Source organism: Microcoleus sp. Z1_A1, assembly GCF_036700305.1.
Taxonomy (GTDB): Bacteria; Cyanobacteriota; Cyanobacteriia; order Cyanobacteriales; family Microcoleaceae; genus Microcoleus.
In genome coordinates, this window is record NZ_JAUBOR010000012.1 from 115,234 (window position 1) to 132,327 (window position 17,094).

At 46.8% G+C, this 17,094-nt stretch carries 15 protein-coding genes; 10 read left to right on the plus strand and 5 right to left on the minus strand.

The window, feature by feature from the left end:
* The first annotated feature begins 205 nt into the window (after positions 1 to 205).
* Positions 206 to 1,345 (plus strand): DNA sulfur modification protein DndB, encoded by a 1,140-nt coding sequence (gene dndB / locus QT973_RS10690; RefSeq protein ID WP_333391303.1) that lies wholly within the window; start codon positions 206 to 208, stop codon positions 1,343 to 1,345.
* 6 nt (positions 1,346 to 1,351) lie between these two features.
* Here the strand turns inward: dndB and QT973_RS10695 are convergent, their stop codons facing one another.
* Complete coding sequence (locus QT973_RS10695) at positions 1,352 to 2,527, minus strand: DNA sulfur modification protein DndB (RefSeq protein WP_333056128.1); 1,176 nt, start codon at positions 2,525 to 2,527, stop codon at positions 1,352 to 1,354.
* Between the two features lie 172 nt (positions 2,528 to 2,699).
* Between QT973_RS10695 and dndC the strand changes: the two genes are divergently transcribed.
* From dndC to dndE, 7 genes are all read left to right on the plus strand, one after another.
* Complete coding sequence (dndC, locus tag QT973_RS10700) at positions 2,700 to 4,385, plus strand: DNA phosphorothioation system sulfurtransferase DndC (protein WP_333377853.1); 1,686 nt, start codon at positions 2,700 to 2,702, stop codon at positions 4,383 to 4,385.
* Positions 4,386 to 4,430: 45 nt separating this feature from the next.
* Positions 4,431 to 4,643, plus strand: a complete 213-nt coding sequence (locus QT973_RS10705; protein WP_333056127.1) for a hypothetical protein — start codon at positions 4,431 to 4,433, stop codon at positions 4,641 to 4,643.
* A gap of 80 nt (positions 4,644 to 4,723) precedes the next feature.
* The gene (locus QT973_RS10710) at positions 4,724 to 4,867 is read left to right on the plus strand and encodes a hypothetical protein (RefSeq protein ID WP_333261871.1); all 144 of its coding nucleotides are present in this window, start codon (positions 4,724 to 4,726) and stop codon (positions 4,865 to 4,867) included.
* Positions 4,868 to 5,171: 304 nt separating this feature from the next.
* A complete protein-coding gene (locus QT973_RS10715; RefSeq protein WP_333056126.1) occupies positions 5,172 to 5,498 on the plus strand; it encodes a hypothetical protein in 327 nt (108 codons plus the stop codon).
* Between the two features lie 22 nt (positions 5,499 to 5,520).
* Positions 5,521 to 5,973, plus strand: coding sequence for an IS200/IS605 family transposase (gene tnpA / locus QT973_RS10720; protein WP_333056125.1), 453 nt, complete (start codon positions 5,521 to 5,523; stop codon positions 5,971 to 5,973).
* 697 nt (positions 5,974 to 6,670) lie between these two features.
* The gene (gene dndD, locus QT973_RS10725) at positions 6,671 to 8,668 is read left to right on the plus strand and encodes a DNA sulfur modification protein DndD (RefSeq protein WP_333269797.1); all 1,998 of its coding nucleotides are present in this window, start codon (positions 6,671 to 6,673) and stop codon (positions 8,666 to 8,668) included.
* 266 nt (positions 8,669 to 8,934) lie between these two features.
* Positions 8,935 to 9,336 (plus strand): DNA sulfur modification protein DndE, encoded by a 402-nt coding sequence (gene dndE, locus QT973_RS10730; RefSeq protein ID WP_015179042.1) that lies wholly within the window; start codon positions 8,935 to 8,937, stop codon positions 9,334 to 9,336.
* 180 nt (positions 9,337 to 9,516) lie between these two features.
* On the opposite strand, the gene thiD is transcribed toward dndE, so the two are convergent.
* Complete coding sequence (gene thiD / locus QT973_RS10735; RefSeq protein WP_333056124.1) at positions 9,517 to 10,326, minus strand: bifunctional hydroxymethylpyrimidine kinase/phosphomethylpyrimidine kinase; 810 nt, start codon at positions 10,324 to 10,326, stop codon at positions 9,517 to 9,519.
* A gap of 152 nt (positions 10,327 to 10,478) precedes the next feature.
* Between thiD and QT973_RS10740 the strand changes: the two genes are divergently transcribed.
* Entirely contained in the window at positions 10,479 to 11,258 is a 780-nt protein-coding gene (locus tag QT973_RS10740) for an MBL fold metallo-hydrolase (protein ID WP_333056123.1), read from the plus strand.
* A gap of 165 nt (positions 11,259 to 11,423) precedes the next feature.
* Here the strand turns inward: QT973_RS10740 and ftsZ are convergent, their stop codons facing one another.
* The 3 genes from ftsZ to QT973_RS10755 form a co-directional block, all read right to left on the minus strand.
* On the minus strand, positions 11,424 to 12,698 hold the full coding sequence (gene ftsZ, locus QT973_RS10745; protein WP_333056121.1) for a cell division protein FtsZ: 1,275 nt from the start codon (positions 12,696 to 12,698) through the stop codon (positions 11,424 to 11,426).
* A 472-nt stretch (positions 12,699 to 13,170) separates the two neighbouring features.
* Positions 13,171 to 14,271 carry a transposase gene (locus QT973_RS10750; protein ID WP_333056120.1) on the minus strand — a complete coding sequence of 367 codons (1,101 nt, stop codon included), beginning with the start codon at positions 14,269 to 14,271 and terminating at the stop codon, positions 13,171 to 13,173.
* A 42-nt stretch (positions 14,272 to 14,313) separates the two neighbouring features.
* Complete coding sequence (locus QT973_RS10755; protein ID WP_333056119.1) at positions 14,314 to 15,201, minus strand: FtsQ-type POTRA domain-containing protein; 888 nt, start codon at positions 15,199 to 15,201, stop codon at positions 14,314 to 14,316.
* A gap of 337 nt (positions 15,202 to 15,538) precedes the next feature.
* Between QT973_RS10755 and QT973_RS10760 the strand changes: the two genes are divergently transcribed.
* Positions 15,539 to 16,870, plus strand: coding sequence for a P-loop NTPase fold protein (locus QT973_RS10760; protein WP_333056118.1), 1,332 nt, complete (start codon positions 15,539 to 15,541; stop codon positions 16,868 to 16,870).
* The last annotated feature ends 224 nt before the right edge of the window (positions 16,871 to 17,094 follow it).

Sequence of the window (17,094 nt, forward strand, 5' to 3'; positions counted from 1 at the left end):
GTTGAAACCCCTGTCTCATAGCGAAAGTCCTCTGAAGAGGACTGAATATGAATCAATTTCGAGGTTTATGTTTAGTCGGTTTTAACCGACTTTCGCTATGAGACGGGGGTTTCAACCCCCGGCGGAATATCGGGGAAGCGAGTGAATTGACGATGGCACTTGCCCCTGATTTCTTCATACTTCGCACCTGCAACAACAAAAACATATGTCTACTCCTTCCTTTGAATACATTTTGCCGGTAATTCGGGGAATTCAAGCGGGCCGCGAATATTACGTGTCGATGTGTCCGGTGCGTTTTTTGCCGAAATTGTTTCCCTTTGAATCTGAAGATTTGCCGCCGTCTCTGCGGGCGAAACGCGCGCTTAACAAAGCTAGGATTCCCGAAATAGCTGAGTATTTTGTTAAGAATCCTACAAATTATACTTGTGGGGCTATTGCTGCTTCGATTGATGCGGATATTACTTTTGAAGCAGTGGGAAATGAGGCAGAAGAACGGAAAATCGGTCGCTTGCGAGTGCCGATGGATGCTAAGTTTACTATTAATGACGGACAGCATCGGCGGGCGGCTTTTGAGATGGCTTTGAGGGAAAATCCGCAGTTGGGATATGAGACGGTGGCGCTGATTTTGTTTCTCGATATTGGGTTGGAAAAATCGCAGCAGATGTTTGCTGATTTGAACAATTTTCAAGTTCCTTTGGAGTCGTCGCTAAGTCTACTTTACAACCACCGGGACGATCGCGCTTTTGTGGTGAAGGCGGTTGTTAAGCAGGTTGAGGTTTTCCGGTGTTTGACTGAGATGGAGAGGGGGAGTTTGAACGGGCGATCGCACAAATTGTTTACGCTGAGTGCGATCGATCGTGCTATCATGGCTTTGCTGTCTAATATTCACGGCAGCGAACAGGCAAAACCCTCTGGTTCTCGCACCAAAAAAGAACAGAAAGAGGAAGAACTTGCTCAAAAAATACAACGGGCGGTTAGTTATTGGAATGCGGTTTGCAGTTTTATTCCAGATTGGCAATTAGTTCTGCACAAGCAAGTTGCGGCGGGGGAAATGCGCCGGGATTGCGTGCACTGTCACAGTGTTGTGCTTGAGAGTTTGGGGGAAGTTGGGGCGGCTTTGCTGTCGGTTTTTCCTGAGAGTTGGGAGGAACGTTTGAGCCTTTTGCAGCAGGTTGATTGGTCGATTTCTAATCCTGATTGGGAGGGTGGGATTTTGTTGAAAGGGGGGATTTCTAAGTCGAGGGCGAGTGTTAGTTGGATGACTGATTATTTGAAAAATCGGTTGGGTTTGGAAACCGCAGATGCAGCACAGGCGGGACGCCCGTGCCACAATGAAGGTGGATAATATGAGTTAAATCCATTCTAGGTGGGCTTTTACTTGATTTACTGCCATTTTTACAGCATTAACACTAGCTGTTATTCTATAGTTACGAACTAGATTATTTGGACTATTGTCCGACAAAACCACATTTCCTTCCCAAAGGTGGCTTTTTCTTGACCAATCAAGTTGAGCAAGTTCTGATACTTGTTCTTGATCGAAGCAATAGCTATCAGCATCATAAGTGCAGTAGAGTAACTTTCCTAATATTTCTATTCCCACACTCCTCCCCAATAAACAACTTTCTTTAAAGTTATCAATTTCATTGACTGTCAAATCATCCGCATCTGTCTCATAAATGTATTGAGTTAGACTGCATTCTGTAAAAAATTGATTGAGGCAACTAATTATAGCTGCCGAACATTCTGATAAATCATAATCTTTGAGTTCGTTATTCGGATCGTTAGCAAAAGCGCAACTAACAGCCTTTGCTACATAATTCATTGTATATATTCGCTTTTCTTTAGATGATGGAGAACCTTTAACTTTCTCTGTCTTGCCCTTGAAAATTGGCACTTGTTCAATTAACTGTTTGCAAATACCTATTCGACCTTCCATTTCGCCAAAGGACAAGAGTAAAGATTTATCCAGCGCTTTTGTTTGCGCCATATCTCTAAAGTCTCTTTGACACTGATTAAAGTTGCCTTCTAAAACTAGCGTAATTGGGAAATCATTATTTCCAATTAACTCGCCGTTAGCACTCTCAATCAATTCGTGAATCGCTCGCTTGCGGTGCTGTCCGTCGGTAATATCTAACTTAACGCCACGAGGGATAACTACTAAACAAATTCCCCGACTTAGTTCGATAATTTGAATCTTCTCTGGATCGACATTGGCAGTGAGTGTACCCACAATCCAGGGTTGGTCTTTTCTAACGCGCTTGAGAATGTACTCCTTGACTTCCTCAGCATGGCCCTTAATCTCTGGACGGTTTTTACCAGACTCAGGCTCGTTATTGGTAGAAGGTCTTGCTTGGAGAAGAGTAGGCAAGTCATCAGCAGGCACGTTGAATTGTACCATTTTTCGCTTTCCATGCTCAAAAATTAAGCCCGGATAGCACTTCTGACGGTGGTATCTGGCGAAGTACGGCTCAAGAAATTCATCTAGTCGCTGGTTGAGTTCTGGCTGAGTCGAGCTGTCATTAGCCATAGCTTGTAAATTAATTTAAAGGTTAATATTTAATTGTAAATCATCACGGGTTATAGTAGTTAGGCAGACTATTACGTTGAAAGCTCAACGATCAAGGGCAAACAATTATGTTGCGTCACAGCGGGGAATTCACAGCACAAGTGTTGCTGCTTGGCAAGGGGAGATTGGTAAAATGACACAAGCTCAGCAGATGCCACTATTCCCACCGCGCAGCGTTAAGCAATTAGTGGATGATGTAGAAAAGTTAACTCAAGAAATTCAGGATTTGTATTGTAGCGATGAAATTCCCTGGATTTTAGGTGTATCTTTTGGAAAAGATTCGAGCGCAGTATTGCAGTTAATATGGTATGCGATCGCAGCACTTCCACTGGAAAAGCGCACAAAAACAATTCATTTAATTACAACAGATACGCTGGTTGAAAATCCGATAATTTCTACCTGGGTTCGCAATTGCATTAAACAGGTTAAGCTAGCAGCTAACCAGCAAAAAATGCCAGTTGAACCTCATCTGCTTCATCCTTCCGTTCAAGAAACATTCTGGGTATGCTTAATGGGAAAAGGCTATCCAGCACCTCGAAATGGATTTCGCTGGTGTACCGATCGCATGAAAATTCAACCTGTCAATCATTTTATTCGTGAAATGGTTAGATCTCACGGTGAAACTATTGTTGTTTTAGGTACTCGAAAGGCTGAAAGCAGCAAACGCGCTGCAACAATGAAAAGGCATGAAGCAGGTAGAGTGCGCGAGCGCTTAAGTCCTAATTCTCGTTTAATTAACTCTCTAATTTACACTCCTGTGGAAGACTGGCGGGATGATGAAGTTTGGCTTTATTTAATGCAGTATCCTAACCCTTGGGGAGGTGACAATAAAGACTTGTTTACCATGTATCGCGGTGCGACAGCAGATAACGAATGCCCTCTAGTCGTTGATACTTCTACGCCTAGCTGTGGAGATTCTCGCTTTGGCTGCTGGGTTTGTACAATGGTAGACCAAGATAAATCTATGCAGGCAATGATTTTAAACGATGAGGAAAAAGAATGGATGCAGCCTCTCCTCGATATTCGCAACGAATTAGACATAAAAGACGATCGCCCAAAAAGAGACTTCCGCCGCATCTACGGTAGAGTAGAACTGTTTGAACGCAACATGGGCGACGACACAACCTCCGTCGAACCCATCCCAGGGCCCTACACCAAATTCTGGCGAGAACACTGGCTGAGACGAGTCTTGGAAGCACAAACCCAAATCCGCAAAACCGCACCCCTAGAAATGCGCGACATCACCTTAATTACCCCAGAAGAACTTAGCGAAATCCGCCGCATTTGGCTGGAAGAAAAGCATGAATTTGACGACTCTTTGCCCCGGATTTACGAAGAAGTCACGGGCGAACCTTTTGAAGATTCCCGTCCCGCCGCTGAAAGAAAACTCCTCGGTAGCGATGAATGGACTGCGATCGAGGAGATTTGCAGCGAGGACAAAATGCACCTCGAATTGATGGCAAAACTCCTTGATACAGAACGCCAATACTACACCAAGCCCCGCCGTACAGGCATTTACGCCGATTTGGACAAGTGCTTTGAAACCAGTTCGCGATCGAAGGAAGAAGCGATTGGCAACGCCCACTATCAACGCAATTTAAAAAAAGCGGTGGAAGATATTAAAGCAAATCCGACGGAAAACATTCGGCAATTCAAAGATGCGATCGCCCAAACCAACAGTTCCGCCAAAAACGAGACGGTTGATATTGCCAAACTTAAAGAAGAACTCGAAAGCAACAGCAATCAAAGCAGACAGCTATCTTGGGCGGATATTAAATTTTCACCGCCCAATTCAGGAGAGGAAAATAGCAAAGATTAGGTCAATAATGTCGATCGGGCGATCGGGCTTTGGGGCGATCGGGCTTTGGGGCGATCGGGCTTTGGGGCGATCGGGCTTTGGGGCGATCGGGCTTACCCACAAGTCCGCCGGGGATTGAAATCCCCGTCTAATAGCGAAAGTCGGTTAAAACCGACTGAAGAACCAAATCAAACGATCGCCGATTTCAGTCCTTTTGATCGCACTTTGGGGCGATCGGGCTTACCCACAAGCCCGCCGGGGATTGAAATCCCCGTCTAATAGCAAAAGTCGGTTAAAACCGACTGAAGAACCAAATCAAACGATCGCCGATTTCAGTCCTCTTTAAGAGGACTTTCGCTATGAGACAGGGATTTCAATCCCTGTCGGACTGTCGGATCGTGGGAATGGCCGATCGACCGCGATCGCACTCTCGACCCCGATTGTCCTCTGCAAGTCGATCGGGCTTACCCACAAGCCCGCCGGGGATTGAAATCCCCGTCTAATAGCAAAAGTCGGTTAAAACCGACTGAAGAACCAAATCAAACGATCGCCGATTTCAGTCCTCTTTAAGAGGACTTCAGCTATGAGACAGGGATTTCAATCCCTGTCGGACTGTCGGATCGTGGGAATGGCTGATCGACCGCGATCGCACTCTCGACCCCGATTGTCCTCTGCAAGTCGATCGGGCTTACCCACAAGCCCGCCGGGGATTGAAATCCCCGTCTAATAGCAAAAGTCGGTTAAAACCGACTGAAGAACCAAATCAAACGATCGCCGATTTCAGTCCTCTTTAAGAGGACTTCAGCTATGAGACAGGGATTTCAATCCCTGTCGTACTGGGGGACTCGCACTCTCGACCCCGATCGCACTCTCGACCCCGATTGTCCTCTGCAAGATTGGGCTTACCCACAAGCCCGCCGGGGATTGAAATCCCCGTCTCATAGCAAAAGTCGGTTAAAACCGACTGAAGAACCAAATCAAACGATCGCCCATTTCAGTCCTCTTCAAGAGGACTTCAGCTATGAGACAGGGATTTCAATCCCTGTCGTACTGGGGGACTCTCGGATCGTCGGACTCGCCGATCGACCCCGATCGCACTCTCGGATTTGGTCACAAAATGATAAATTAACCTAAACAATTAGGAGGAAAAATCTTTATGGCAATGTGGCGGCTGTACTATCATTTAGTTTGGGCAACAAAAGAGCGACAGCCTCTCATATCTCCCGCAAAAGAAACCGAACTTTACTCTTATATCATCGGCAAAGCAGACACCCTCAATTGCATCCTTCATGCGATCGGCGGCACAGAAAATCACATCCACTTAATAGTTTCCATTCCTCCGACACAATCGATCGCTGAATTCGTTAAAAATATTAAAGGTAGCAGCAGCCGTTATCTCAATCAAACTTTGCAAAATCCCAATAAATTTTCATGGCAAGAAGGATACGGAGTATTTTCTTTAGGACAAAAACAACTAGACTCAGCAGTCGCTTATGTGATAAATCAAAAGGAACATCACTTGCAAAAAACCACCAATTCCCATTTAGAACAAATCACGGATCAAGACCATCCACCCACTCGGTGGCACCCGAATTCGGCAGAGAATTAATTGAAAAACATTGGCCGACTCTCAGACTCGCGGACTATGCAGCTATTCGGACTTTGGGGGCGATCGGGCTTACCCAAAGATCCGCCGGGGATTGAAATCCCCGTCGAGAGAGCGAAAGTCGGTTAAAACCGACTAAAAACCCAGATTCAACAGTCACAAACTTCAGTCCTCTTCAGAGGACTTCAGCTATGAGACAGGGATTTCAATCCCTGTCGGACTCTCGGACTCACAGATCGACCCCGATCGACCAATCGAGTCGATCGCGCTTACCCAAAGATCCTAGGAGTGATTGAAATCCCCGTCGAGAGAGCGAAAGTCGGTTAAAACCGACTAAAAACCCAGATTCAACAGTCACAAACTTCAGTCCTCTTCAGAGGACTTCAGCTATGAGACAGGGATTTCAATCCCTGTCGGACTGGGGGACTCACAGATCGACCCCGATCGACCAATCGAGTCGATCGGGCTTACCCACAAGCCCGCCGGGGATTGAAATCCCCGTCGAGAGAGCGAAAGTCGGTTAAAACCGACTGTGGATGCCAAATCAAACGAGCCCGGACTTCAGTCCTCTTCAGAGGACTTCAGCTATGAGACAGGGATTTCAATCCCTGTCGTACTGGGGGACTCACAGATCGACCCCGAACTCTCGGACACGCCGATCGCACCCACCAACTTTCATCCCATCTCAACAACATCTACAATGCAATTCCTCGAACTCGTCCTCAAAAACTTCGGCCCCTATGCAGGCACCCAAACCATCAATCTCCGCCCCGAAAAAGACGGAAATCCCTGCCCAGTCATTTTATTTGGCGGCATGAATGGCGGCGGCAAAACCACCCTCATGGACGGCATTCGCCTCGCCCTCTACGGTGGCCGCGCCCAATGTTCCACCAGAGGCAATTTAAGCTACAGCGACTTTCTCAATCAATGCGTCAACCGCCACACTCCCCCATTAGAAGATACCCGCGTCGAACTAACATTTGAACAAGTCCAAGATGACAAATTAGCTCAATTTAAAATAGTTAGATACTGGAAAAAATTAGATATCAAAGACAACCTAAGCATTCTCATTTACAGCGAGATTGTCAGCGATTGGTGGTCGGACAAAGCAATTACTAACACCTGGGACGAATACATCGAAACCCTTTTGCCCGTCGGAATATCCAACCTATTTCTGTTTGACGGCGAACAAGTAAAAGAACTCGCCGAACTCGAAACACCGCCAGATTTTGTCGTCGGGGCGATTAAATCTCTTTTAGGTTTAGAATTAGCAGAACGCCTCGCCGTCGATTTAGAAATATTAGCCGGCCGCAAGCGGAAAGAAATTGCTGGCAAAAAAGACTTGGCTGCTTTAGAGAAAATCGAACAAACTTTTAAGGAAATTACCGATGAAATAGACTTAGCTAAGCAAGAACAAGCTAGCTTTAAAAACGAATTAGATAAAGCTCAAAAAAATCAGAAACAAGCATCAGACAAATTTATTTATCAAGGCGGGAAAATTGCCGCCGATCGCAGTCAGCTAGACAGCAAGCTAAATGACTACCGAAATAAGGCCGAAAAAACCCGTCAAACCATGATGGAATTGGCATCAAATACGCTACCACTAGCCCTAATTTCGCCCTTGCTAAGCGAAGCAAAAACTCAAGCCGAAACAGAAGCCAGCCAGCAGCAAGCAAAGATTGCCCAAAATCTTATCAAACAAAGAAGCGATCGCCTTCTAAACTATATCGCGGAAATCTCGTTAAATCCCCAACAGTTAGATAAAATTCAAGACTTCATCCGCCAAGAAAACCAAGAACTCGAACAGCAAGCCGGAACAGATGCCCCGCCCTGGATGAATGCCGACAACAACAGCATCCAGCAACTAGAAAACCTTCTTAGCTACCAAATCAAAGCCCAGCAAATTCTAGCCCGCGACCAAATAGAAGAAATCAAAAACATCGAATCAGAAATTGACTTCACAGACAGAGAACTCGCAGCCGCAGCTTCCCCCGAAGCCTACGAAAAACTAGAAGAAGAAGTCAGGAAAGCCCAAAAAGCAGTCGCTATCGCATCCGCCGCCTTGGAATCAGCCAACCGCCGCGTCGATGAATTAGAGAGAGAATTAGCCAAAAACCAAAAAGAACTAGAAAACTACAGCAGCGAATTCATCACCATCAGAAACAGCCAACACGTCATCGCTTCGATCGCCAAAGCCCAAGCCACCCTGAAACTCTTTAAAGAAAAACTTACCCTCAAAAAACTCAACAAACTCGAAATAGAAATTACCGACTGTTTCCGCTACCTGTTGCACAAAACTGACCTCGTGCACAGAGTTGCGATCGACACTCAAACATTTAGCCTCTCCATTTACGATCCAGAAGGCAAACCGGTACCCAAACACCGACTTTCTGCCGGGGAAAAACAATTGCTGGCGATCGCCTTTTTGTGGGGATTGGCTAGAGTATCCGGGAGACAATTGCCAGTGGCGATCGACACACCCTTGGGCCGCCTCGACTCCTCCCACAGAAACAACCTAGTGGAACGCTATTTTCCCTCAGCCAGCCACCAAGTCATCCTGCTTTCTACCGACACGGAAATTAGAAAAGTAGAATACGAAAAACTCCAAGAATTAGAGGCGATCGCCCACAGCTACCTCCTCAAATACGACTCCGCCAAACACCAAACCACCGTCGAAACTGGTTACTTCTGGGACTAAAAATTCGCGCAAAAAAATAGCCGCAACCCCCTTGACTTTGCTGGGGAGTTGCGGTAGTATATATATCATAATGGGATGGTTGCGAAAATTTTATTTTTGCCACCATCCCATTATTAAGGATAAATCCTACTAAAATAAGAATACCAAAAAAAACCGATTTAATCAAGTCGCGCCGTGTAAAAAAATGTTAATTATTTCGGGTTATCTAGAGGCTTTGCTTCCCCAACATTAACACTGTTTACAATATACCAAAAAATCTCAAACTCATGGAACCACCAGTCGATCGCATCCGCCTCTCCCAAACAGGCAAAGACCAACTATCAAAACTGAAACGATCGACAAAAATCGATCAGTGGAATATTCTATGCAGGTGGGGATTTTGCCGATCGCTCGCCGAGCCCAGCATCCCATCGCCAGTACCAATTCCCAGCGACAGCAACGTCGAATTAAGCTGGGATGTCTTCGGCGGCGATATGGCTGATATCCTGATAATGGCCCTCAAGCAGCGGTGTCACCAAGACAATTTAGGCACAGAAAAAGAAACTCTAGCGAAACAGTTTCGCCTGCACTTGCACCGAGGGATTGGTTATTTGGCGGGCGATCCAAATATTAAGAAAATTGAAGACTTGGTGGCGATCGCTCTTTCGCCTGAAAAATTAAGAAATTAACTGATTTTTGACTGTTGGCGGTTCACTCATGTGATTGGTTATATCAATTCCGGTTGGATCGGAATGATTTAACCGCAGAGTACGCAGAGAACACAGAGGAAGAGAAGAGAGAGAGGAATAATTTCGATGAATCGTGGATTTGATATTATTAGCAGACTCCAACAAGTAACAAATAACTTATTACTTCTGTAACAGGGGGAAAAAATGACCTACTGGGCCTTGGCCTTCCCCAATATCCAAAGCATATTTGAGAGCAGTAGTAACATAATTCTTAGCTAATGTCACCGCTGTAAACAAATCTTTCCCCAAAGCCAAATTAGCAGCGATCGCAGCACTCAAAGTACAACCAGTCCCGTGAGTATTCCCAGTATCAACATTCTCAGTCTTCAACACATCCAAGCGCGTACCATCAAACCAAACATCAATCCCCCGCAAATCTCCCGCCATCCCGCCGCCTTTCACCAAAACAGCTTTCGCACCCAAACGATAAATCTGCTGCGCCGCCGATCGCATATCGTCTAGAGAAACAATCTGCAAACCGCTCAAAATCTGAGCCTCAAACCGGTTGGGAGTCACGACAGCAGCCATTGGGATCAAAACATCGCGCAAAAATGCGATCGCCCCGTCATCAATCAATCGATCGCCCGATCGTGAAACCATCACCGGATCGACAACCAAATTCCCTATTCGCAAAGCTTCCACCTGTGAAGCCACCGCCACCATAATTTCCCGATTCAGCAGCATCCCAGTTTTCACAGCCTGCACCCCAATATCCCCAACCACCGCCTCAATTTGAGCGGCCACAGCCTCCGCAGACAAAGCATCAACTCGCATCACCCCCAAAGTATTTTGAGCCGTCACGCAAGTCAAAGCACTTGTACCGTGCACACAGTGAAACGCAAAAGTCCGCAAATCCGCCTGAATCCCCGCCCCGCCGCCACTATCAGAACCCGCCACAGTCAAAGCCACAGGAATCTTCGATTTAATCATCTTTTTTCAACCGCCGATAAACACAGACACATCCCAATAATATCTGGGTTCCCCGTGGCACGGGCGTCCCGCCTGTGCTTCCGAAGGGCTTAAAATTCCCAAACAAAATTAGCTATGATTAAACCAATTGTAAAGAATTATTGCAAACAACCGTGAAAATCACCCGAATCGACCTCAACTCTTGGATATTCCACATCGCCGGTCAAACCATCCTCGTAGATCCCTGGCTGGTCGATCCCCTCGTATTTTACGGTCAACCCTGGCTGTTCACCGCCTACCACAACACCCCCGTCGCCTTCACTCCCAGCAGCTTACCGCCGATCGACCTCATCCTAATTTCCCAAGGATTAGACGACCACTGTCACAAACAAACACTCCAACAACTCGATCGCACAATTCCCGCGATCGCCTCACCCACCGCCGCCAAAGTCCTCAGCAGTTTAGGCTACACTAATATCACATCTTTAGCAAATTGGCAAGAGTTAAATTTTAAAGAAAAGTTACAAATTACTGCCGTACCCGGAGCCGAAATCGGGCCCGGACAAGAAGAAAACGGCTATTTGCTCAAAGATTTAAGCAGCGGCGAGACACTTTATTACGAACCGCACCTGCCGCCATTAGACAAAGTTAAACAGAAAATAGACACAGTAGACGTAGCGATCGCCCCAGTCATCGGTCAAATCTTCCCATTCCTCGGACAAGTCATCATCGGGCCTTCGGAAGCCCTCAAGCTCGCCCAAACTCTCAAACCTCGGTTTTTTCTGCCTACAGCGACGGGAGACATCCGAGCCACAGGCATTTTACCAATGTTAGTGCGATCGATCGGCAGCATCCCCGAATTTCGCGATTTACTAGCAAAATCCGGCCTCTCCACCCAACTCCTCGAACCCGAACCAGGCCAAACCCTGGAAATTTTAGATTTTAGATTTTAGATTTTAGATTTTTTAGATTTTAGATTTTAGATGCTCGATATTTTCGATTTTTTAGATGGGAGATTGGAGATTCAATATTGCCAAATCCCCAATCGCCAAATCCCCAATCGCCAAATCCCCAATCGCCAAATCCCCAATCTAAAATCTAAAATCTAAAATCTAAAATCATCTTGGCGGACGACGGTTACGCAAAAACTCAGGAATATCCAATCCCAAATCCTGCGGCGGTTTCGCTTTCGGATCGGGCGTCTGTTGAGCAGGAGTCACCGGAACAGTTGCAGCCCGCCAAGGAGCATTAACATTTTGCGTGCGCCCCGGAGGCGGAGGCGACGCAACTTCCCCCGAAAAACCAGTAGCGATCACAGTAATCTTAATTTCGCCCTGAAGCCGCTCGTCAATCACCGCTCCAAAAATAATATTGGCATTCGGATCGACAACCTCGTAAATCGTCTCAGCCGCCGCATTCACCTCGTGCAGCGTCATGTCAGTACCGCCAGTGATGTTAAACACCACACCTCTAGCGCCCTCAATAGACGAAGCTTCCAGCAGAGGCGAAGAAATAGCCTGCATCGCCGCCTCCCTAGCCCGCGACTTGCCAGAACCCACGCCAATGCCCATCAAAGCCGAACCCGCATCCGCCATTACTGCCCGCACGTCAGCAAAGTCAACATTCACCAAACCGGGAATAGTAATAATGTCAGAAATACCCTGAACCCCTTGGCGCAGGATATCGTCAGCAACTCGAAAAGCCTCTTGTACCGGCATTTGTTCCGAAATCACAGACAGCAGCTTGTCGTTAGGAATTACGATCAGCGTATCCACCCGAGTTTGCAAAGCCGCGATTCCTTCCTCAGCTTGGCTGGTGCGCCGCCGTCCCTCAAACGTAAAAGGCCGCGTTACTATGCCCACAGTTAAGGCGCCCATTTCCTTAGCGACCTCAGCCACGATCGGAGCCGCGCCCGTGCCCGTACCACCGCCCATACCGGCCGTGATAAATACCAAATCCGCATGATTCAGAGCATTAGCAACTTCATCGCGGGATTCCTCCGCAGCCTTTTGACCGATCGCCGGATTGCCCCCCGCGCCCAAACCGCGCGTCAACTTCTGTCCGACTTGCAAGCGTTTCGGAGCATTTGAGAGAACCAGAGCTTGGGAATCTGTATTCACGCACCAAAACTCGACACCAGAAACCTCGCTAGCAATCATCCGGTTAACGGCGTTGCCCCCACCACCGCCGACGCCAATTACTTTGATTTTGGCGGCACTGCTGGGCATTATGTCTTTGGGATTGACCATAGGATCGATATCAATACTATCTACATTTACATAACCAGACTTGCGTCTAAAGGGATTGGCGGAATCTGCTGCCACCGGAAAATTTTTTACTTCTTCCGAAGGGGGACTGTCTTGGTCAGACCCCTGTCTATTATTAAGCTTCATTAGAGTCGGGGATGGTAGATTAGAGCTTGTTAACTAAACGCCAATTCACAATCAACTATAGGCTAAGTTGCGCGAAAAACTAACACAGATCGATGCTTAATGTTAGCAATCTCGGATTTGGCCGACCTCGCTAGCCTAGACCTCGCTTGACGCCATCAAGGTACTTGACCGGATTAAGGCAATTGTAAGCTGCGTCAGAAGGAAAAAAAATGGATACTAGGCCCAGACGCGGGGCGCTATCCAAAAACTGTGCTGATTTCAAGCCCTATCGATCCTGATGGGCAAAAATTCTGCCTATCGATCGATACCTTCTACCTTCTGTTGACAGAGGATCAATTCTGGGCGCGAGTGGGTGCGGGAGTGGAACTCTGCTTTGTCAAACTTACCCAAACTTTGCTAAAGCCACCTTTAGCCGCAATTCGGAGTTGACTTCCTGCGCTGTTGGGTGGTCGGCCATCCCAAGATAAGCAGGCTATCCCCCAATAGCCTTGGGTTCCCAATTTAAAATATTTAAACTGGCATTGAGATCGCGATCTATTGAGGAGCCACAAGCAGGACAATCATAAGTCCGAACGCTTAGTGGCATATCTTTTTTATGCCCGCAATTCGCACAAGTCTTAGAACTGGGGAACCATCGATCTACCAGCACTAAATTCGCTCCATACATTTTGCACTTATAATTTAGCTGCCCCCTGAATTCGTAAAACCCTAAGTCGGATATTGCCCCAGCCAACTTGTGATTTGCCATTATTCCGCTTACGTTCAAGTCTTCTATATTGATTGACTTGAAAGTTTTAGCTAAATAAGTCGTTAACTTTTGAAGGAAATCTTTGCGAATGCAAGCTATTCGTGCGTGAAGTCTGCCGAGCTTGTTGTAAGTTTTGCGCTGATTGTTTGAGGCTTTTATTTGTCTTGATGCCTTGCGCTGCAACCGTGCAAGCTTGGTTTTCGCTTGCTTTAATGGCTTTGGTGCATCAAACACTTGACTGTTTGACAGGGTAGCAAAATATTTAATACCCACGTCAATCCCTACAGAGCTTTCGGGTTGTTGAATTGGTAAAAGTTCCGCATCAACACAGAAAGAGACGAACCAGCGATTTCCTTCTTGTGAAATGGTAAAAGTTTGAGAGACAAAACCGCATTCCAGTGGCTCGTGAAGTCGAAAAGTTCCCTGCGTGGGAATCTTAATGGTGTTGCCAGCAGTTAGTAAAACTTTTCCATTAGACGAATCAACCGTGAATGATTGCCCATCCCGGCGGCTGGCAAATTTCGGATGATCGGCTTTTCCCAAGCGATACCGACTGAACGCATCTTTCAAGTCAATCAAAGCGTTTTGGTAAACACGAGAAGACAACTGGTTCATCCAAGCGCATTCAGGTTGTTTCTTGACGTGGTTGGTGAGAACTTTCTTGACTTCGTTGATGACCTTTGAGTCTGAAAAATTGCCCTCACCGTACATTTGGACTCGCAAGCTCAATCCCATGTTAAATACTACACGCCGGAATCCTGCGTGTTTTGCCATCAAGGTTGCTTCCCTATTATTCAATTTGAGCGCTCGCTTGACGGCAAACATGGAAATTCCTCTCAACAATCAACTTTAGATAAGTTTAGCAAACTATTTAGCAATTAAGTCCGACTCCAAACTGCCGGGGAGTTGTGGCAAATGGACGATCGGCTCCGCAGGATTTTTTAAGTCAATGTAGGCTATGAGGCTTGAATCTATCTGTTTTGGCAATTGTCGCATTCGGTCTAAGACCTTAAGTTGCTCCGCAGTCTTGGAACTGTACGGCCCTAAGTGTACGGTACCGATCTCTGTTTTCAAGATCAAGTTGTTCGGGTTTTGCCAATTAATCTCAAACACTTTCACCGTCAAGGCGCTGAGTCCTTGGTAAAACTTCGGCCAAGACGCGCGATACTGTTCCAAAGGCCCGATGACTTTTAAAGTTGGCAAAGAACGCTGAGGCGGAGGTCCCGCAATGCTGCCGGGCCCGATCGAACTATTGTGCGATCGTACAGCAGTATAACTATCCGACGGCATCCAACCTCCGCGAGCGTCCAGCCACCCCACTTTTTCCTTGTCACTGTTCGATCTCAACACCGCCGTCGGCTGCGCCACCGCCACGGGCAAGCGTTCTGCCACTTCTATAGTCAAACTCGGTGGAAACAAGTTACGAGTCACCTTCGCTTTGGCGATCGGCCCGGTGGACTCCAGCTTTTGGGCCAGGGCCTGCGGTTGAATCCCCCACAGCGACTGCGGGTAAGACAGCGGCACTAAAGACCGCACCGCCTTATCCGATAGCCACTGATTGCCCTCCACCTTCACTTGTTCCGATCGGGCAATCAACCAAGCCGGCTGAGCAATCCACCACAACAAACCTCCAGCCATTGCGCTTGCTGCCAGCATTTGCCACACCACAGCCGCCAATCGAGCGCGACGGATCTGCCGCAACTTTTGGCGCCTGCGCCCTAACTCTGTTTGAGAAACCGCTCCAAAACTAGCCATCTACCTCTTGACAATATAGTAATTAACGATTAGCACAAATTCAAAACTGTTTAATCTTTCTCTCTCGAACCCTGTTTTCCCCTACCATTTAACCAGATATCCGCAAATTTACCCATCCTCCGGGCAATATCAGTAATATCACTGATCCCGCTAAGTAATAAAAAATTATTAATTAAAAATTCCCAATTCCAGCGCCGGGAAAACCCCTTACCAGCTCAAGGTTCTTTGGGTATTTAGGGCATTACCCCACAGGGCAAAAGGTTACAAATCAAACTAAACTCAAGTAAAGAAAGTTTAGACTTTCGATTAACTTTTTAACTTTTATTCGGCTTCAATTGTGATCGCACTCGAATTAGACAGATTCTATAAAGCCTGCAACCCCAGCAAGACCCTTGTTGCGGGAGACCCAGGGGATTATCAATACTACATTGATTTTGGTTCCGTGCGTGGCGGCAAAATCATTGAATCTTTACAGCGAACCATTACCCGCATCTCCCCCAATGAGCCAACCTGTCAGCTATTTACAGGGCATATCGGGTGTGGCAAATCTACGGAATTGTTTCGACTAAAAGCTGAGTTAGAGCAAGAGGGTTTTTGCGTCGTCTACTTCGAGTCTTCCCAAGACTTAGACATGGGGGATGTAGATATCAGCGATATTTTGCTGAGCATTGCCCGCCAAGTTAGCGAAACTATGGAATCGGCTAAAATTAAACTCAGACCGAGCTATTTTACCAATCTGTTTGCAGAAGTGGCAGAATTTTTGCAGACTCCCATAGATTTGTCAGCGGAAGCCGAGTTATCTGTAGGCATTGCTAGAGTGACTGCTAAAACTAAAGACTCTCCCAAACTGCGATCGCAACTCAGGCAATATCTCGAACCCCGCACCAACAGCATCTTGCAGTCGATCAACGAAGAACTCCTCAACAAAGCTAACGCCGAACTCAAGCAGCAAGGTAAAAAAGGGCTCGCAGTCATCGTTGACAACCTCGATCGCCTCGACGCCTCCCTCAAACCCAGCGGACGCACACAGCCAGAATACCTGTTTTTAGACCGGGGCGAACAGTTGAAAAAACTTAATTGCCATGTTGTCTACACGATTCCCTTGACTTTGATTTTTTCCAACGACTTCGGCCGCCTCGCCAGTCGATTTGGAGTCAAGCCCAAGGTGATGCCCATGGTACCAGTGCAAGTGCGATCGGGCGAAGACCACCTCGAAGGAATGGCACTGCTGCGCCAGCTAGTATTAGCCAGAGCTTTCCCCGCAGTTGCTCCCCATCAACGCATTGATTTGATTTCCCAGGTGTTTGACTCTCCCGAAACTTTAGACAGGCTTTGTCGGATTAGTGGCGGTCATGTTCGCAATCTACTGATGCTTTTGTATAGCTGTTTGCAGCACGAAGACCCTCCCTTCTCTCGCGAATGCCTCGAAAGCGTCATTCAAGAATATCGCGATGACCTTTTGGGAGCCATCAATGACATGGAATGGGAATTACTGTTTCAAGTTGTCAACCGACAAAGTGTAACAGGCGAAGAAGAGTCTCAAATTTTGTTGCGAAGTATGTTTGTCTTTGAATACCGCGATCAAGAAGGTCGTTGGTTTGGGATTAATCCAGCCCTAGCAGAAACCCGAAAATATAAGGAGTGGCTGCAGCGCAGTGAGCCAAAATAGTTGGGATTTTTGAGATAGCTTCGTGACTCTAAAAACCCTTAAATACGAGGGATTTAGAAAGAATTTAACTAAAAATTCATCGCTCAAAACTCCGAAATCTTACCATCCAATACAGAAATCAGTCAGCGGTTTTTTCCACTGGCTAATTTCTGTTGAATGCTGGCTATAGGCGGTGTATTTTATTGTCCTGTAAAACTTTGCCACCACTAAGGACTTTGCCCACT